The sequence below is a fragment of the Actinophytocola sp. genome (genome assembly GCF_045807065.1).
Taxonomy (GTDB): domain Bacteria; phylum Actinomycetota; class Actinomycetes; order Mycobacteriales; family Pseudonocardiaceae; genus Actinophytocola.
The window spans coordinates 1-17650 of record NZ_JBJMIE010000190.1; the positions used below are offsets into that span (position 1 = coordinate 1).

General features: G+C 72.0%; 15 protein-coding genes. 7 read left to right on the forward strand and 8 right to left on the reverse strand.

Features of this window, described 5'->3' with window-relative positions; genetic code table 11:
• Nucleotides 1-28: 28 nt before the first annotated feature.
• The 6 genes from ACJ73U_RS11010 to ACJ73U_RS11035 are packed head-to-tail and all read right to left on the reverse strand — an operon-like array spanning nt 29 to nt 5810.
• The gene (locus tag ACJ73U_RS11010; RefSeq protein WP_407777466.1) at nt 29-508 is read right to left on the reverse strand and encodes a hypothetical protein; all 480 of its coding nucleotides are present in this window, start codon (nt 506-508) and stop codon (nt 29-31) included.
• A 45-nt stretch (nt 509-553) separates the two neighbouring features.
• The gene (locus ACJ73U_RS11015; protein ID WP_407777467.1) at nt 554-2380 is read right to left on the reverse strand and encodes a threonine/serine exporter family protein; all 1827 of its coding nucleotides are present in this window, start codon (nt 2378-2380) and stop codon (nt 554-556) included.
• A 34-nt stretch (nt 2381-2414) separates the two neighbouring features.
• A complete protein-coding gene (locus ACJ73U_RS11020; protein ID WP_407777468.1) occupies nt 2415-3782 on the reverse strand; it encodes a dipeptidase in 1368 nt (455 codons plus the stop codon).
• A gap of 11 nt (nt 3783-3793) precedes the next feature.
• On the reverse strand, nt 3794-4228 hold the full coding sequence (locus ACJ73U_RS11025) for a hypothetical protein (protein WP_407777469.1): 435 nt from the start codon (nt 4226-4228) through the stop codon (nt 3794-3796).
• Complete coding sequence (locus ACJ73U_RS11030) at nt 4225-4350, reverse strand: hypothetical protein (RefSeq protein ID WP_407777470.1); 126 nt, start codon at nt 4348-4350, stop codon at nt 4225-4227. The genes ACJ73U_RS11025 and ACJ73U_RS11030 overlap by 4 nt, the downstream gene beginning before the upstream one ends.
• Nucleotides 4347-5810, reverse strand: coding sequence for an APC family permease (locus ACJ73U_RS11035; RefSeq protein ID WP_407777471.1), 1464 nt, complete (start codon nt 5808-5810; stop codon nt 4347-4349). Before ACJ73U_RS11035 ends, ACJ73U_RS11030 begins: the two co-directional genes overlap by 4 nt.
• Before the next feature lie 297 nt (nt 5811-6107).
• On the opposite strand from ACJ73U_RS11035, the gene ACJ73U_RS11040 reads away from it, so the two are divergent.
• Nucleotides 6108-7607 (forward strand): MFS transporter, encoded by a 1500-nt coding sequence (locus ACJ73U_RS11040; protein WP_407777472.1) that lies wholly within the window; start codon nt 6108-6110, stop codon nt 7605-7607.
• Here ACJ73U_RS11040 and ACJ73U_RS11045 read toward each other — a convergent pair.
• Complete coding sequence (locus ACJ73U_RS11045) at nt 7558-7974, reverse strand: hypothetical protein (RefSeq protein ID WP_407777473.1); 417 nt, start codon at nt 7972-7974, stop codon at nt 7558-7560. The genes ACJ73U_RS11040 and ACJ73U_RS11045 overlap by 50 nt on opposite strands.
• Entirely contained in the window at nt 7967-9325 is a 1359-nt protein-coding gene (locus ACJ73U_RS11050) for a diacylglycerol/lipid kinase family protein (protein WP_407777474.1), read from the reverse strand. Before ACJ73U_RS11050 ends, ACJ73U_RS11045 begins: the two co-directional genes overlap by 8 nt.
• Nucleotides 9326-9452: 127 nt before the next feature.
• Here ACJ73U_RS11050 and ACJ73U_RS11055 point away from each other — a divergent pair, with 127 nt between their 5' ends.
• The 6 genes from ACJ73U_RS11055 to ACJ73U_RS11080 all read left to right on the forward strand — a co-directional run.
• Complete coding sequence (locus ACJ73U_RS11055; RefSeq protein WP_407777475.1) at nt 9453-10877, forward strand: DUF2252 domain-containing protein; 1425 nt, start codon at nt 9453-9455, stop codon at nt 10875-10877.
• Nucleotides 10843-11409 (forward strand): potassium channel family protein, encoded by a 567-nt coding sequence (locus ACJ73U_RS11060; protein ID WP_407777476.1) that lies wholly within the window; start codon nt 10843-10845, stop codon nt 11407-11409. The genes ACJ73U_RS11055 and ACJ73U_RS11060 overlap by 35 nt, the downstream gene beginning before the upstream one ends.
• The gene (locus tag ACJ73U_RS11065; RefSeq protein ID WP_407777477.1) at nt 11406-13271 is read left to right on the forward strand and encodes a glycoside hydrolase family 15 protein; all 1866 of its coding nucleotides are present in this window, start codon (nt 11406-11408) and stop codon (nt 13269-13271) included. The genes ACJ73U_RS11060 and ACJ73U_RS11065 overlap by 4 nt, the downstream gene beginning before the upstream one ends.
• Entirely contained in the window at nt 13268-14488 is a 1221-nt protein-coding gene (locus tag ACJ73U_RS11070) for an AI-2E family transporter (RefSeq protein WP_407777478.1), read from the forward strand. Before ACJ73U_RS11065 ends, ACJ73U_RS11070 begins: the two co-directional genes overlap by 4 nt.
• Nucleotides 14489-14680: 192 nt before the next feature.
• Entirely contained in the window at nt 14681-17305 is a 2625-nt protein-coding gene (locus ACJ73U_RS11075; RefSeq protein ID WP_407777479.1) for a LuxR C-terminal-related transcriptional regulator, read from the forward strand.
• Between the two features lie 134 nt (nt 17306-17439).
• Nucleotides 17440-17650: hypothetical protein (locus ACJ73U_RS11080; protein ID WP_407777480.1), on the forward strand; the 211-nt coding region annotated here is incomplete at its 3' end.

A 17650-nucleotide genomic window follows, 5' to 3' on the forward strand; every position in this document is an offset into this window, starting at 1 on the left:
ACGGCGCCGCGGGGTTGTGGGGGGTCCGTCAGCGCCAGCTCTCCTCCCTCATGTCGCCACCGTGCACGATCACCGCCCAGATCACGATGATGTCCACGGCGATGGCGACGAGCGCCCACACCGGGTAGGCCGGCATGAACCCCATCTGGATGAGGGCGTTGACCGCCGCGAGCACCACGGCGATGATCCGCGCCCACAGCGCGCCGGTGAACAACGCCATGCCGGCGACGACCGCCAGCGTCCCGGTGACGAGGAGGATCCAGCCCCACCGGGTCAGGTCGAACACCAGCAGCCCCTGGGGACCGACCACGTAGTAGGTGTCCTGGAACAGGGCCACGAGCCCGTACATCGCGTTGAACACGCCGGCCATCACCAGCATGATGGCGGCGAACCACATCCACCCGGCCCACCCGGTCGACCGGGTGGTGGCCATGTCCCGGCTGTACGGCCTGCTGCTCGTGGTGCTCGTGCCGGCGGGGACCGCCCCGCCCGCTTGCGCTTCACTCATCTTCGACTCCCATCGGTGAACGGGCCAGAGCCGTCCCGGGCAGGATCAGCTCGACATCATCTCGCGCAGCGCCACCTCCTGTTCGGTCGTCAGGTTCGACCGCAGCAGCTCCGGCGCGTGCCCGCCGTCGTCCATCGCGGACTTCACCTTCTCCACCACCGCGTCGCCGGACATGAGGAACAGCGCGGAGGTGCCCGGTGAGATCTCCTCGCGCACCCGCTTGATGAACTGGTCGTCGATGCCCACATCGGACAGTGAGCCGGACAGCGCGCCCGCGGCCGCGCCGACCGCCGCACCGAGGAACGGCACCAGGAAGATCAGGCCGAACAGCATGCCCCAGAACATCCCGCTCATCGCCCCACCCGCGGTGAGGTTGCGCAGCTGGCGGGTCTTCGGCTTCTTCGCCCCGCGCGGCCAGGACACGGTCGCCGCGTCGTGGATGGTGATGAGCTCCTGTTTGGCCAGTATCTCCAGGGTGTTGATCGCCGCGTCGGCGCCTGTCGGGCTGTCGAACTTCCAGACCGTCAGAGTCGTCATCGTGCTCTCCCGTCCGTTGGTGTCTGCCGTGACCACCATCGGGATCCGACGGTCGGCCCGCCTCGCCCTCCGCTGGTGAGACCGGCGGCGCAGCCACGGCGAACCCGCGATCCCGCGGTACGTCGAGACGCCGCAGAGCACGCCGAGCGCGATCGCCACGATCGAGGCCAGCGGGTCGACCAGGTCCTCGAGCCCGGCCGCCGCCGGGTTGCCGACGACCTCGGTGACGCCGATGAGCCCGATCGCGCCGGGCACCAGCAGCCAGAACGCGGGCAGGAACGTCACCTGCGACGGCGGCCCGCCGGGCAGGTCGGCGACCGCCAGCGCGACGGGTGCCATCACGAGCGCGCCGAAGAAGCCGCTGACGCCCGGTCCCACCAGCCGGTCACCGGCGAGCTGGCCAAGCCACGCGGCGAACAGGACGAGCAGCAGCCAGCGCAGGGTGCCCCGCGGCGCGGAGAAGTAGACGGCGGTCGCCGTGCCGAACAGGACCACGCCGAGCCACGGCCCCCACCAGCCCAGGTGGTTGGTCTGGGTGTCGTCGAGGACGTTCTCGCTGGGCAGGCCGGCGATCTCGACGCCGGCGACGATCCCGAACGCGAGCAGCAGCAGCTGCATCCCGCCGGAGACGAGCCGGCTCGCACCCGCGACCATCTCGCCGGACGCCAGCTCCACGGTCGCGGTGGTGAGCATCCCGCCGGGCAGGAACGTGATGAGCGGCGCGATCATGGTGCGCAGGCCCGGTTCGACGATGCCCTCCTTGACCGCGACGAAGGTCAGCGCCGAGACGATCGTGGTGGCCAGCACCGGGATCAGCACGCTCAGCACGTGGTGGCCCCGCGCGAGCAGGATGAGGGTGCCGACGAGCGCGCCGAAGACCGCGGCCACGGCCGCGTCGAACAGCGTGGGCTGCAGGACCAGGCACAGTCCGACGGTCATCACCGTGTGGCCGAGCACGGTGACGACCCGGCCGTGGCGGGGACGCATCGAGCGGATCGCGCGTAGGGCGCGCAGACCGTCGGCCAGCGGCAGCTCGCCGTGCTCCGCGTGCTTGACAAGCTTGTACAGCACGGAGATCTGGTCGAGGCGCAGCGACCCGGTCAGCTGCGGAACCGCCTCGACCGTCGACCCGCCCCCGCCGTCGACGTCGATCAGCAACGCGGTCGGGAACACCACGACGCGCGCGTGGCGCGCGCCGTTGGCCGTCGCGATCCGCGCCAGCCGCTCCTGGGTCTCGCTGACGGCGGTGCCGGCGAGGGCCAACGCCCGGCCGACCTCGAGCAGAACGGCGCGTAGCAGCTCGAGGTCGGCCTCGCCCCCCGACTCGGCGGTCACGGCGCCTCGGCACGGGACGCGGACCGCCGAGGGGTCATGTGTCCCCGCTCGCGGCGTACCTGGTGAGGAACAACGCCTCCGCGAGCGCGAGATGCTCGATCTCGCTCGGGTCCACGCTCTCGTTCGGCGCGTGGATGAGGCACCTGGGCTCCTCGACGCCGAGCAGCATGATCTCCGCGGTCGGGAACGTATCGGCGAGCACGGTGCAGAGCGGGATCGAGCCGCCCTGTCCCTCGGTGGCCATCGGGTGCTTGAAGGCGTCCTCCATGGCCGACCGCATCGCCTCGAACGCCGGGCCGTCGAGCGAGCCGATGAACGGGTCGCCGGCCGCGACCCGGTCGATCCGGTACCGCAGACCCCACGGCACCCGCCTGCGGAGGTGCTCGACGAGCGCGTCCTGCGCCTGCCGGGCGGTGGTGCCGGGCGGCAGGCGCAGGCTCACGCGTGCGGCGGCCATCGCCTGCACGGCCGCGGCGGAGCCGGTCACGGACGGGATGTCCATGCCGAGCACGGTCGCCGACGGCCGCGCCCACAACAGGTCGGCGACCGTGCCGTCGCCCATCAGCTCGACCCCGTCGAGCACGTTCGCGTCCGCCCGGAACGCGTCGTCCGGGTAGTCGACGCCCTGCCACACCTCGGTCGCGTCGATACCGTCGACCGTCGTGTTCCCGTGCTCGTCGTGCAGCGAGGCGAGCAGCTGGACCATGCCGACCACCGGGTCCGGCGCCGGGCCGCCGAACATGCCCGAGTGCATGGGGCTCGACAGCGCGGCGAGCCGCACGTCGACGGTCGTCATGCCGCGCAGTGCCGTGGTGAGCGTCGGGACCCCGACGGCGAAGTTCCCGGTGTCGGCCACCAGGATCGCGTCCGCCGCGAGCAGCTCGGCGTGCTCGGGCACGAACGCCTCGAGGCCGCCGGTGCCCTGTTCCTCCGAGCCCTCGGCGATGAGCTTGATCGTGCACGGGAACCCGCCGTCGTGCTTGGCCAGTGCCCGCAGGGCGGTGAGGTGCGCGACGATGTTGCCCTTGCAGTCCGCGGCACCCCGGCCGTACCAGCGGCCGTCCCGCTCGGTCAGCTCCCAGACCGGGGTGACCCAGGCGTTCTCGTCGAGTGGCGGCTGCACGTCGTAGTGGCAGTACAGCAGCACCGTCGGCGAGCCGGGCGGGCCGGGTGCGACACCGTGCACGCAGCGGCTGCCGTCCGGTGTCAGCGCCGCGGTCACCTCGCTCAACCCGGCCTCGGTGAACCTGTCGATCAGCCAGCGCGCTGCCTTCGCGCACTCCTCCGGCGGTTCGACGTCGTGGTTGGCGACCGACCGGATCGCGACGAGCTCGGCGAGGTCCGCGCGGGCCTGGGACATGAGCGAGGCGACGACACCGCGCAGTGAGTCGACGGAGGACATGCCTTCCCCTCTCAGTTGTTCGAGACGGTGTCGAGCTGGTAGTCGGCGACCATGTCCCGGAACGCGTCGACCTTGTCCGGGCAGTACACCTCCAGCACGGTCACGGTGCCGGTCACGAGGTCGACCTCACCGATGATCGGGCGCTGGCCGACGGACGCGGCGCCGTTGACCAGCTGGGTGTCGACGATCGCCTTGCGCATCGCCGAGGCGGGGTCGGCGCAGATCACGCCGCCGTCGGCACCCAGGACGTTCGTGATCGTGTCGTGGCTCGCCGGCACCCGCAGACCGGCCGCCCGCAGCTCGGTGGTGAGTTGGTCGGCCTTGCGGTCCGCCTCGGCGTTGCGCTGCGCCCACCGGTAGGTCACGATGCCGGCGATCGCGAGTGCGACGAGCACGGCGAGGATCACCCAGCGGTGCGCCTGGGCCCAGCCCCGTTCGGCGGTCATGACCGCACCTCCGCGTCGCGCTGGGTGTGCCGGTGCCTGTTCACGCCGACGACGGCCAGCACGATGATCGCGGCGACGACCAGCCGGCGATGTCCCTGGCGCCTGCGCGACATCACGATCATCGCGGCACCTCCGTGGTCTCCGGTTCGGTGCGCCAGCCGGGCTTGCGCAGCCGGTAGAGCAGCAGGGGCGGCAGGAAACCGATGATCACGACGCCCGCCGTGATCAGCAACGCGTACATCCCGGCGCTGCCGCCCGCGAACTGCGACGGCGGCACGAAGCCGATCGCGAACGCCGCGACGGAGGCGAGCAGGCCCACGGCGCAGAGCAGGGGCAGCGCCGGCGCCCGGTACCCCCTCGGGTGGTCGGGCCTGGTGCGCCGCAACCGGACCGCGGCGACGAACATCAGCACGTACACGACCAGGTAGACCTGGGTCGTCATCACCGAGAGGATCCAGTACGCGCTCGACACGTCCGGGACGAACGCGTAGAGCAGCGCGATCACCGTCGTGACCGCGCCCTGCGTCACGAGGATGTTGACCTGGATGCCCTGCTTGTTGACCTTCTGGAAGAACGGCGGCAGGTAACCCTGCTGCCGGCCGATCAGCAGCAGGCCCTTGGACGGTCCGGCCAGCCAGCCGAGCATTCCCCCGGTCGCCGCGCAGACGAGCGCGAGCGCCACGAGCGGCACGAGGAACGACAGTCCGAAGTGGGCGAGGAACTCGTTGAACGCCTGCATGATGCCGGCGGTGAGGCTGACCCCGTCGGCCGGCACGACCCAGGCGACCGCGAGCGCGGGCAGGATGAAGATCAGCAGCACGAGGCCGACGGCGAGGAACATCGCGCGGGGGAACTCCTTGCCCGGGTTCTTCAGCTGGGAGACGTGCACCGCGTTCATCTCCATGCCGGAGTAGGCGAGGAAGTTGTTGACGATCAGCACCAGGCTCGCGATGCCGGTCCACGCCGGCAGCAGGTGGCCGGCGTCCATCGGCGCGGCGGACGGGTTGCCCTGGACGAGGTAGACGATCCCCATCACGACGAGCATCACGCCGGGGATCAGCGTGCCGATCACGAGCCCGCTGGAGGCGAGCTTGGCGACCTCCTTGACCCCCTTGGCGGAGACGAACACACCGGCCCAGTAGACGATCACGATGATCGCCCCGGTCCACACCCCGTTCGACGCGAGGTCCGGGTTGATCACGTAGGCGAGCGTGCTCGCCACATAGGCCAGCAGCGTCGGGTAGTAGAAGATCGTCATCGCGAACTGGCACCAGACCGCGAGCAGGCCCATCCGCCCGGACATGCCCTCCGACACCCAGCGGTAGACACCGCCGGACCAGCCCGACGCGAGCTCGGCCGCGACGAGCGACTGGGGCACCAGGAACAGGATGGCGGGCACGGCGTAGAGGAACACGCACGCCAGCCCGTAGACGGCCATCGTCGGCGCCGACCGCAGGCTCGCGACCGACCCCGTGGTCAGGAAGGCCAGTGCGAGCCAGGAGATCCATTGCTGTTTGGGGATCGGGACCGAGCCGGCGGGCGATGCCGGGCCGGCTCGTCGATCCGCGGAAAGGTCGCTCATGAGGACTACCTCCCGTTCCGGGCCCCGTCGTGTGCCGACGTCGGCACACGAGGCCTGGGATGGCGATCCTGTGGCAGCCGGGCGCGAGGCGGCCTCACCCGCCGCTGGTGAACTCGGGCGCGGCCGGGCGCGGCGAACGTCGCCCGGCCGTTCCCCACCACCGACGCCGGGACACGAACCTGGGACGGCGACCCGATCGCGGCGCCCGGATCCGGTGCCGACGAGCTCGGGTCTCGCCGGCGCACGTCATCCGGGCCGGATGAGGCCGTTCTCGCCACCAGCGTCGACAGTCGTGCGATGAACGCTGAGCCCGGCAGTTCCACCACCCACGTCGCGGCCGGTGTCCTCGCGGCGACGTGCGTGTCCACCCTCGTCGTCAACGCGAACACCTCGGCCGTCAGCATCCTGCTGCCCGCGATCAGCGCGGACGTCGGCGTCGGCACCTCGACCCTGCAGTGGGCGGTGACCGGCTACTCCCTCGTCGGCGCGGCGGTGATCGTGACCGGCGGGGTGCTCGGCGACATCGCCGGCCGGCGGCGGGTGTTCGTCGGCGCGCTGCTGCTGTTCGTCGCCTCGTGCGTGTTGATCGCGCTGGTGGACAGTGGCGCGGGGGTGATCGCGGGGCGCGCGATCCAGGGCGCCGCCGGTTCGACGCTGCTGGCCTGCGGGCTGAGCCTGCTCTCGGTCGCCTCCGCCGGCCCGGCGCAGCTGCGTGCCGTCTCGCTGTGGGGCGCCGCGTCCGCCGTCGGCGCCGCCGCGGGGCCACTGGTCGGTGGCGCGCTCGTCGGCTCCACCGGCTGGCAGGGGCTGTTCTGGATCGACGCCGCGATCGCCGCGGCCTGCGTCCCGCTGACCCTGGCCACGGTCGAGGAGTCCCGTGACCCGGACCGTCCCCGCTCCATCGACCTCGCGGGCACGGTGCTCGTCGCCGCCGTGCTGGTGCCGTTCGTCCTCGCGCTGAGCAAGGGCGCGGACTGGGGCTGGGGGTCGGCGGCCACGCTCACGTGCCTCGCCGTCTCGGCCCTCGCGTGCGCCGGGTTCGTCGTCGTCGAGCGGCGGGTGCGGGTTCCCCTGGTGGATCTGCGGTTGCTGCGCAACAAGGTCCTCGTCGGCGCGACGCTGGTGATCCTGATCGTCGCCGGCGCGATCAACGGCCTGATGTACGTGCTGAGCCTGTACTTCCAGGACCCGGCCGGCCTCGGCATGAGCCCGCTGGAGGCCGGGCTCGCCACGCTGCCGGCGTGCGCCGGGCTGGTGCTCGTGACCCCGTTCGTCAGTCCACTCGCGACGAAGCTCGGGTCGCGGACGGTCGTCGCGGTGGGGTTCGTGGTCACCACCGCGGGGTTCGCCGCGCTGCTGTTCCTGACCGAGTCGTGGGGCTACGGGCTGATCGTGGCGCCGCTGGCCACGGTGGCGGTGGGCATGGGCTTCGCCAACGGCTGCGCCTCGGCCGCGGCGACCGCCTCGGTGCCGGCGCACGAGGTCGGGGCCGCCTCCGGCATCTCGAACATGGCGCGCTACATCGGCGCGGCACTGCTGGTCGCCGCGACCGCCACGCTGTACGGCACCGAGACGGCCGGCACCGCGTCGGCGGAGGCGGTGGCGAACGGCGTCGTCCGCACCGCCCTGCTGATGACGGTCGTCTCGGGGCTCGGCATCGCACTCGCCCTGTGCTACGGCCGCCACCGTCCACCCGCGACCCGCGCGGTGGACCGCGCGGCGGCGGCCGTGCACACCGTGCCGGGACTCACCAATCCTGGTCCGTCTCCCCGCCGTGGACGATCAGTGCCCAGATGACCAGGATGTCGACGGTGATCACGACCGTCGCCCAGAGCGGGTACGCCGCCATGAACGCCAGCTGGGCGACCACGTTGAGGCACGCGAACACCACGCCGGCGATGCGGGCCCACGTGGCGCCGCGGAACAGGCCGAGCCCGATGAGGATCGCCACCACGCCCATGGACAGGTGGAGCCACCCCCACCCGGTGAGGTCCAGCAGCAGGACCCCCTGCGCGGTCGTGAGGTAGTACTCGTTCTGGAACAGTGCGATGAGCCCCTCGATGAGGCTGAAGCTGCCGACCATGATCATCATGGCGCCGCCGAAGCGGATCCAGCCGCTCCAGAACGTCTGCCTGGGGCGTTCTTGTACGGCGTGTTCACCCATTGCCTTCTCCTCTGGTGGGTCGGCTCGCCGGGATTCCGGCGAGGACGCGGAACAGGGCGCCGACGGACCGGCGCAGCCGCGGCGACGGCGCCCGCCCGTGCGCGCCGAGCGGCACCCGGACGCGCAGGGCACCCGGCAGCGAACGGAAGCGCAGCGGTGGCCGCAGTCGCAGCGCCTCGCCGTCCACCCCGACGTCGATGAGGAGCTGTCCGGAGTCGACCACGAACTCCCTCGACCGCCAGGCGCGGTAGCCGGGGAACAGGGCGAGCTGACCGCTGATCTCCGCCGCGATCAGCGCGGGCAGGTCCCGTGCCCGGTCCACGGTGACCGCGACGATCCCGAGGTGCCCGCCGTCGAGCCGGCCCCTGGTGCCGAAGCCGCTGAGCCGGTCGAGCCGGTAGTCGCCGTTGGAGACGAGCACGAGGTCCGCCGGTCGCCGGTCGGCCCCGGCGGGCCAGGGGAACCGCAGGTCGAACCGGTCGGCGTCGGGACCGAGCAGCTCCGGCAGCTTGTCGGCCACCGTCGTGACCTTGGCGTCGCGGTAGCCCGGCGACCGCACGACCGCGGCGTACACCCCGAGCGAGGCGTTGTTGACGAACACCCGGTCGCCGACCACGGCCAGGTCGACCACGCGTTCCGCCGCGTCGCCGAACGCGTCGAGCGCGGCCACCACGTCGTCGCGGTCCAGGCCGAGGTCGAGGGCGAAGTGGTTGCGGGTGCCCGCCGGCACGCAGACGAACGGGATGCCGTGGCGGCGCGCCACATCCGCGACCAGGGCCTGGGACCCGTCTCCCCCGGCCATCCCGATGACGTCGCCGTCCTCGGCCGCCTGCTCGGCGAGCGTGCGCAGGTCGTCGTCCGGGCCGAGGAGCACCGGGGTGATGCCGCGCCTGCTGGCCTCGTTCACGAGGTCGAACAACGCCACCTTGCCGCCGCCGGAGCGGGGGTTCATCAACAGGACACCGCGTCTCGCGGGGCCGACCGGGCGGGTGGCGGGCCCGACGCCGAGGCCGGCGCCGAGCGCCGCTCGGGCCGTGAGCGAGGCGAGCGACATCAGTCCGACCAGGACCGCCGACACCACGAGGGTCCGCACGTCGGGCAGTGCGACGACGCCGAGGAGCGCGGCAAAGGCACCGGCCGCGGCCAGCGCCCGCCGCGGCCCACGCCCCACCGCGGCCGCCCAGCCCGCCGCCACGGCGAGCGCGAGCAACAGCAGGGCGACCGCCAGCTCGACCGGGTCGCGCACCAGGGTCACCACGATGACGGTGACCGCACCGCCGAGCGCGACCAGTGCCACGGCGGCACCGGCGCGCCGCGACAGCGACGGGTGTGTCGTGCTCGAGTCGCTCACAGGGCATCGCCTCCACGGGAGAGGCTTGCCGCCGCGCGGGGTGGCGTCGTCACCTGAACGGGATGATGCCTGGTCTCACCCCGTGCGGGTGACGACCGGCGAGCCGGGCCGTGGTCATGATGCGCACATGGTGCTGATGACACCAGATGGCCTGGTGGAGACCGTCCCCCCGGTCCACACCCGCGAGGAGCGGGCCGCCGTCGGGAGGGCGGCCCGCTCCGTGGCTCCGAGGTCCAGCCACGCCGAGTTCGTCCGGGACCCGGACCGGCCCTCGCCGGTGGACCTGCTGGTCGAACAGGACGCCGCCCGGGTGCCGGAGCTGCTCCCGATCCGCTACGAGCGGATGGCGGCCACCCCGTTCGCCTACTTCCGGGGCGCGGCGATGCCGATGGCGAGCGATCTCGCGACCACACCGCGCACCGGCCTGACGGTGCAGACCTGCGGAGACGCCCACCTGATGAACTTCGGCATGTTCGCCTCCCCCGAGCGCAGGCTGGTCTTCGACATCGACGACTTCGACGAGACGCTGCCCGGCCCGTGGGAGTGGGACGTCAAGCGCCTCGCCGCGAGCCTGGAGGTCGCGAGCCGGGACAACGGGTTCACGACACGCCAGTGCCGCGAGGTGGTGGTCACCGCCACCGCCGAGTACCGGCGGGCGATGCGTGAGTTCGCCGGCCGCACCGCGCTGGCCGTCTGGCATGCCAGGGCCGACGTGGACCTGGTGCGCGCGACGTACGGGGACCGCCTGCGCCCGAAGGGCCGGCGTGACCTCGCCCGGAACGCGGCCAAGGCGCGGACGAGGGACCACCTCACCGCGTTGCACGACTTCACCGAGGCACGGGACGGCGAGGTGCGGATCGCCCCCGACCCGCCCTTCGTCCTGCCGCTCGAGAACCTGACGGGTGACAGCGCGGAGCTGCGGGGGTGGCTCGGCTCGCTCCTGGCCGGCTACCGGACCACCCTCGAACCGGAGCGGCGGACGCTGCTGGACCGCTACCGGTTGGTGGACCTCGCGCACAAGGTCGTCGGGGTGGGCAGCGTGGGCACCCGGTGCTGGATGCTCCTGCTGCTCGGCAAGGACGAGCGGGACCCGCTGTTCCTGCAGGCGAAGGAGGCCGGCCCGTCGGTGCTCGAGCAGTTCGCCGACCGGAGCCGGTACGGCAACGCCGGGCGGCGCGTGGTGATCGGGCAGCGGCTCATGCAGACCGTGAGCGACATCTTCCTCGGCTGGGTCCGCGTGACCGGGTTCGACGGCCGCACCCGCGACTTCTACCTGCGCCAGCTCCGGGACTGGAAGCGCAGCGCCCGCGTCGAGTCGATGGACCCCCGTACGATGCGCGCCTACGGCCGGCTGTGCGCGTGGACGCTGGCCCGCGCCCACGCACGCACGGGCGACGACGTCGCGATCGCCGCGTACCTGGGGTCCGGCGACGCGTTCGACACGGCGATCGGCGCGTTCGCGGCCGTGTACGCCGACCAGACCGAGCGCGACCACGCCCAGCTGCGGGAGGCCATCTATGTCGGTCGTGTCGCCACCGCCCCCGGACGGTGAACCGCCCGCCGCACGTCGCCGAACCGTCGTCCTGGCCGTCGCCCGCCCGCTGCTCACCACGACCGCGCTGGTGGTGGTGTACTACCTGCTGCCGGTGGACCGGCGCCTGCTGGGGTGGGGCCTCGTCCTGCTCATCAGCGAGCTGTGCCTGGTGGTCGCGGTGATCGTCTGGCAGACACGCCTGATCCTGCGTGCGAACTACCCCACCCTGCAGGGCATCGAGGCGCTCGCGCTCGCCGTGCCGCTGTACCTGCTGGTGTTCGCCAACGTCTACTACCTTCTCGCGCTCGAGCACCCGGGGAGCTTCACCGAGCCGCTGACGCGAACCGACGCGCTGTACTTCGGCGTCACGGTCCTCACCACCGTCGGCTTCGGCGACATCACCCCGCTCACCCAGACCGCCCGCGCCCTCGTCACCGGGCAGATGGTCGGCAACCTGCTCGTCCTCGGCGTCGCGCTGCGGGTCATCCTGACCGCCATCGAGCGAGGCCGTCGGCGCAAATCGGCCCTCGACAGCCCGGAGAAGCCATGAACGAGACCGCCATCGCCGACCACGGGATGATCGGGGACCTGCAGACGGCCGCACTGGTCACCACGGACGGTTCGGTCGACTGGTTCTGCTGCCCGCGGTTCGACTCGCCGAGCGTGTTCGGCGCCCTGCTCGACGACGAGCACGGCGGGCGGTTCCGGGTGCGCCCGGCCGGCGCCTACCGCAGCAGACAGATGTACCACCCGGACACCGCGATTCTGATCACCCGGTACTTCACCGACGCCGGTGTCGGTGAGGTGGTCGACTTCATGCCCCCGCTCGACCGGACGGCCACCGACAACCACCGCATCGCGCGGATGTTGCGGTGCGCGCGTGGCGAGATCACGTTCGAGGTCGAGGTGGCCCCCCGCTTCGACTACGGGCGCCGGCCACACCGGATCGAGCTGACCGAGCACGGCGCCGTCTTCTCGACGGACCCGCTCACGCTGACCCTGCACCCGGTGCGGGAACCGGACGACGACCGGCTCGCCACGACCCGCGTCAGCCACGGCGACGTGCACCTCACGCTGCGGCTGGCCGCCGGTCAGATGCGCGGCGTGGTGCTCGAGTCCGCCGCGCAGGGACCGCCGCGGGAGATCCGGGTCGCCGAGTTCCAGGCGCTGTTCGAGGACACGGTCTGGTTCTGGCGGTCCTGGCTGGCCCGGTCCGCCTACACCGGCCGGTGGCGGGAGACCGTCGAACGGTCGGCGATCACGCTGAAGCTGATGACCTACGCCCCGACCGGCGGCCTGGTCGCGGCGCCCACCATGGGCCTGCCCGAGCAGGTGGGCGGCGAGCGCAACTGGGACTACCGGTACACCTGGGTGCGGGACGCGTCGTTCTCCGTGTACGCGTTGCTGCGCCTCGGACTCGTGGACGAGGCCGAGCGGTTCGGCACCTGGTTGGGTGACCGGATCCGCGAAGGGGCCGGCGGCGAAGGCGGACCGCTCAACATCATGTACCGCGTCGACGGCACGACGGAGCTCACGGAGGAGATCCTCGACCACTGGTCGGGCTACCGGGGCTCCCGGCCGGTCCGGGTCGGCAACGGCGCGGCCGGACAGCTCCAGCTCGACATCTACGGCGAGGCGCTGGACAGCCTGTTCATCGCGGGCAGGGCCGGGCTGCACATCCCCCACCGCGGCTGGACGGCGGTGCGGGAGGTGCTCGACTGGCTCGCCGAGCACTGGGACCAACCGGAGGAAGGGATCTGGGAGACCCGCGGCGGCCGGCAGCGCTTCACCTACGGGCGGTTGATGAGCTGGGTGGCGCTCGACCGCGGCATCCGCATGGCACGGGACTACGGCAGGCCGGCGACGCACCGGGCCTGGAAACGCGAACGCGACCGCATCTACGAGCAGATCATGGAACTGGGCTGGAACGCGAAGCGGCAGGCGTTCGTCCAGCACTACCACACCGACGTGCTCGACTCGGCCCTGCTGAGGATGCCCGTGGTCGGGTTCATCGGACCCCGCGACCCGCGCTGGCTCACCACCCTCGCGGCGATGGGCTCGGAGCTGGTCACCGACAGCCTGGTCTACCGCTACGACCCGGCCGCGTCGCCGGACGGCCTGCGTGGCCAGGAGGGCACCTTCTCGCTGTGCACCTTCGCCTTCGTCGACGCGCTGGCCAGGGCGGGCCGGTACGACGAGGCCAGGCACACGTTCGAGAAGATGCTCACCTACGCCAACCACGCCGGCCTGTACTCGGAGGAGATCGCCCTGACCGGGGAGCAGGTCGGCAACTTCCCGCAGGCGTTCACGCACCTGTCGCTGATCGACGCGGCACTGACCCTCGACGCGGCACTGGACTGCCGGCCCCCTCGGCGGATCCGGCCGGCCGACGTGCCCCTCCCCCGGCCGTGATCCACCCGCACGGGGCGATCCGACTCCGGCCGGCCCGGCGGCGACCGCATCGCCCGGCCGAGCCCGTCCCGCCCGAGCCCGTCCCGCCCGAGCCTGTCCCGCCCGAGCCTGTCCCGACCGAGCCCGTCCCGACCGAGCCCGTCCCGACCGGGGCGGGACTGCCGCGCGCGGTCGTACTCCTCGGCGCCGGGGCCGCGGCGACCGTGGTCATCGCGGGGCTGCGCTCGGCGGCGTGGCTGCTCGCCCCCGTGTTCCTCGCGATGGTGGTGGTCATCGCGGCGAGCCCGCTACCCCGGTGGCTGCGCCGCAAGGGCGTGCCGAACTGGCTCGCCACCACCGCACTGGTCCTGCTGGTCTACGCGACGATCGCGATCGTGGTCCTGGTGATGGTGGTGTCCGTGGCGAGGCTCGCGTCGCTGCTGCCCACCTACGCCGGGCGCGCCGACGACCTCGTCGGCGGCCTCACCTCGACGCTGTCCCGCTTCCACGTCGGTCCCGACCAGGTCCGGCAGGCCGCGGACGGCCTCGACCTCGACCGGCTCGCCCGCCTCCTCGAGTCGGTGCTCGGCACGGCGACGTCACTGGCCAGCAACCTGGTCTTCCTGTTGTCGCTGCTGCTGTTCCTGAGCTTCGAGGCCGCCACCGTCGACGCCCGCCGGGCGCGGATCGTCGCGGACCGCCCGGGAATGGTCGAGGCGTTCGCGGGCTTCGTCCACAACACCCGCCGCTACCTCGTCGTCAGCACGGTGTTCGGGTTGGTCGTGGCGGCGCTCGACACGGTCGGGCTGTTGGTCATGGGCATCCCGCTCGCCGTGTTGTGGGGTCTGCTCGCGTTCCTGACCAACTACATCCCCAACGTCGGCTTCGTCATCGGCCTGCTGCCGCCCGCGGTGCTCGGTCTGCTGGAAGGCGGTTGGGGACGGCTGCTGGCCGTGGTCGTGCTGTACGGCGTGTTGAACTTCGTGCTGCAGTCGGTGGTGCAGCCGCGGTTCGTCGGCGACGCGGTCGGCCTGTCGTCCACGGTGACGTTCCTGTCGCTCATCCTGTGGAGCTGGGTCCTCGGGCCGATCGGCGCGGTCCTGGCCGTGCCGTTGTCCCTGCTGGTCAAGGCCCTGCTGGTCGACTCCGACCCGCGTGCCCGGTGGGTCGACGCGATGATCGGGAGCGTCCCGCGCACGAAGGCCCGCCGGCACGAGAAACCCGATGAGGGAACGTGAGCGGGCGCGGAGGCGGCACCCCCCGAGTGGACGTTCCGCCGTCACTCGCACGGACGAACACACCATCACCCGCTGGTGATGAGAAGTCGGCCAACTCTTTGCTGAGAGTGTTGGTCGATGCGAATGTAGATCTCCAGGTGACTTCACTGGGGAGGCAACATGCCCGATGAGTCAGGGTACCACCGACATAGGGTGCCGAGCCCCAAGCTCGACGTGCCGGTGCCGCCCGCGCGACTCGTCACCCGGCCTCGGTTGCTGGACCTGCTGGACCACGCCCGCGATTCACTGGTCACGCTCATCACCGCCCCGGCGGGTGCCGGGAAGACGGTGCTGCTGGCCGACTGGGTGCGCAGCCGCGGCGGAGACGAGATCGCCTGGGTGGCGCTGGACTCCGACGACAACGACGACGGCCGTTTCTGGTCCGCGCTCCTCGAAGCCCTGTGCGCGACCTCCTCGGTACCGCGGGACAACCCGCTGCGGTCCCTGGCGGTGCCGCCGAACCCGTACGCCGACCACGGTTTCCTCGCCGACGTGGCGGACGCGCTCGACGACCTGCCGGCCCCGGCCGTCCTCATCCTCGACGACGTGCACGAGGTCACCAACCCGAAACCGGTGTGGGGACTGAAGTTCCTGCTGCGGCACCAGCCCGTGAACCTGCGGCTCATCCTGTCGACCCGGCACGAGGCCCACCTGCCGCTGGCGCGGCTGCGGCTCGCCGACGAGCTGGTCGAGATCGGGGCCGACGCCCTCCGGTTCTCCGTCGGGGAGACGCGTCAGCTGCTCGACGCGTCGGGCATCGAGCTCGGCCCGAACGAGGTCCGCATGCTCGTCGAGCAGACCGAGGGCTGGGCGGCGGGCCTGCGCCTCGCGACACTGTCCCTGTCCGACGTGGGCCGGTCCGAGCGGCTGCCCGCCGACTTCGCCGCCAACGACCGGGCGGTGTCGGACTACCTGGTCGACGAGGTGCTCTCCCGGCTGCCGGCGGACATGCGTGCGTTCCTGCGCGCCATCAGCATCTGCGAGCAGGTGTCCACCGAGCTCGCGACGCGGCTGTCCGGGCGGGGTGACGCCGGCGCGCTGCTCGAGACGATCGCCGAACGCACGTCACTGGTCCACCGGGTCGACGGTGCGGGCCACGGCTACCGCGTGCACGCCCTGCTCCGCTCCTACCTGCTCGCCGACCTCGTGCGGCAGGCACCCGACCGCGCCGCACACCTGCACCGCGTGGCCGCCGACTGGTTCGCCGACCACGACCAGCCCGTGCCGGCCCTGCGCCACTCCGGCGAGAGCAGGGACGCCGCCCGCATCACCGAGCTGCTGCACCGCTTCGCCGTCGGCCTCGTCCTGGACGGTCACCACGAGCTGGTCCGCACGGTGCTCGACGTCCTCGGCGCCCGCGCGATCGTCGGGGACGGCCTGCTGGCGCTCGTGTCCGCGATGCTGCACCTCGAGCAGGGCAACCCGGCCAGCGCGGAACGCGACCTCACCCACGCCACGGCCGCCTGGCCGGCCGAGCCGAGCGCTGACCTGGTGGCGCTGCGAGGGCTCGTCCGCGTGCGCCTCGCCCAGTTCACCGGCGACATCGAAGGACTCGTCCGGGTCACCGAGGACGTCCGGGCCGAGCCGGCGCAGTTCGAGGCGGCCGCGCTGCTGCAGCGCGGCACCACGCTGCTCGCCGTCGGGTCTCGCCCCGCGGCCAGGAAGATGGTGGCCGCCGCCTACCAGCTGGCCCGGGACCAGGGCCAGGGTTACGTTGCGGTGCAGAGCCTGACCACGCTCGCCTGGCTCGCCGCCGCCGAGGGCAACTTCTCGTTGATGGTGACGCTGGCCACGACCGCCGACAACGAGAACGCGCGGCGCGGCTGGTGCCGGACGGCCGAGGCGGCGCAGGCGAACCTGCTGCTCGGCTACGGCGCGTTCCTGCGTGCCGACCTGGCCGGCTGCCTCCACCACGCGCGGCGTGCGGCACCGCTGGTCGACCAGGGTGACCCGGCCACGATGCTCGGGATGAGCCTGTCCGTCGAGACGCTGCGCGGCGCGGCCGAGTTCGAGCTGAGCGACCGCGGCGCGGGCGCCCAGCGCATCACCGCGGCGCGGCTCGCCACCGGGAACACGCGGTTCACCGCCGAACAGTGCGCGTTGTGCGCCGTGCTGGAGCACCGCACCGCGACACTGCTCGGGCGCAGCCGGGCCGCGGGCGAGGCACTGCGGTGGGCACAGATGGTCATCCCGGAGTCGGCCGAGGTGCACCTGATGCGCGCCCGGGCCCAGCTGTCCCTCGGTCGGCGGGAAGCGGCCGGCAAGGCCATCCAGTCGGTGCTCGACGGTCTGGCACCCGCGATACTGCCCTGGTCGGTGATCGAGGCGTGGCTGTTGGACAGCGAGGTCGCGCTGAGCGCCGGCAACGACACCCACGCGCGTCGGTCGCTGCGGATGGCGCTGTCGATCGCGCAGCGCCTCGAGGTGTTCTACCCGGTCGTCTTCGCCGCGCCCGAGGTCACCGACCTGCTGACGAGCCGGCTGGGCAAGCTCGGCAAGGGCACCGAGGCGTTCGTCCAGCAGGTGTTCGCCCTGCGCCGCGCGCTGCGGGTGCCACCGAGTGTGCCGCTCACCTCCCGCGAACGCGCGGTGCTGCGCCTGTTGCCGACGCTGCGGTCGTTCGACGAGATCGCCGAGGACCTGACCATCTCCGCGAACACGGTCAAAACCCACGTGCGGGCCATCTACGCGAAGCTCGGGGTGACCAGGCGACGGGACGCCGTGGCGGTCGCCATCGAACGCGGACTGCTGGAGAACGAGACCGCGTCCACTTCCTGACAGCGGAGTCGCACTTTCCGATGCGGAGGCTGTTTGCACACGTCGACCGACGGTGTGGAAAACAGATTTTCGAAACGGCGGAAAGGAACGAATATCTCTTGGAAAGAGAAAGAAACCGCCGTAATGTCGATCGCATGCGCCACGCCGACGACAACCGCGCTGATCGACAATGGCCTTTCCCACGTGCCAAGACGACAGCTCCCCGGGTGCCGGCCACGCTCGTCGACCGGGACGGGCCGCGTCGCCGGCTGAGCGAGCTGAACGCGGAATTCCCGGTGACTCTCCTGTGCGCGCCGGCCGGCTATGGCAAAACACTCCTCCTCGCGGATTGGATCAGAAGAACGG

What these genes read in the sequence shown, in the direction of transcription:
- ACJ73U_RS11020 (WP_407777468.1), bottom strand. Translation starts at nt 3,782, where the DNA reads ATGTCCTCCGTCGACTCACTGCGCGGTGTCGTCGCCTCGCTCATGTCC.
- ACJ73U_RS11030 (WP_407777470.1), bottom strand. Translation starts at nt 4,350, where the DNA reads ATGATCGTGATGTCGCGCAGGCGCCAGGGACATCGCCGGCTGGTCGTC.
- ACJ73U_RS11010 (WP_407777466.1), bottom strand. Translation starts at nt 508, where the DNA reads ATGAGTGAAGCGCAAGCGGGCGGGGCGGTCCCCGCCGGCACGAGCACC.
- ACJ73U_RS11035 (WP_407777471.1), bottom strand. Translation starts at nt 5,810, where the DNA reads ATGAGCGACCTTTCCGCGGATCGACGAGCCGGCCCGGCATCGCCCGCC.
- ACJ73U_RS11055 (WP_407777475.1), top strand. Translation starts at nt 9,453, where the DNA reads ATGGTGCTGATGACACCAGATGGCCTGGTGGAGACCGTCCCCCCGGTC.
- ACJ73U_RS11065 (WP_407777477.1), top strand. Translation starts at nt 11,406, where the DNA reads ATGAACGAGACCGCCATCGCCGACCACGGGATGATCGGGGACCTGCAG.
- ACJ73U_RS11060 (WP_407777476.1), top strand. Translation starts at nt 10,843, where the DNA reads ATGTCGGTCGTGTCGCCACCGCCCCCGGACGGTGAACCGCCCGCCGCA.
- ACJ73U_RS11045 (WP_407777473.1), bottom strand. Translation starts at nt 7,974, where the DNA reads ATGGGTGAACACGCCGTACAAGAACGCCCCAGGCAGACGTTCTGGAGC.
- ACJ73U_RS11040 (WP_407777472.1), top strand. Translation starts at nt 6,108, where the DNA reads ATGAACGCTGAGCCCGGCAGTTCCACCACCCACGTCGCGGCCGGTGTC.
- ACJ73U_RS11025 (WP_407777469.1), bottom strand. Translation starts at nt 4,228, where the DNA reads ATGACCGCCGAACGGGGCTGGGCCCAGGCGCACCGCTGGGTGATCCTC.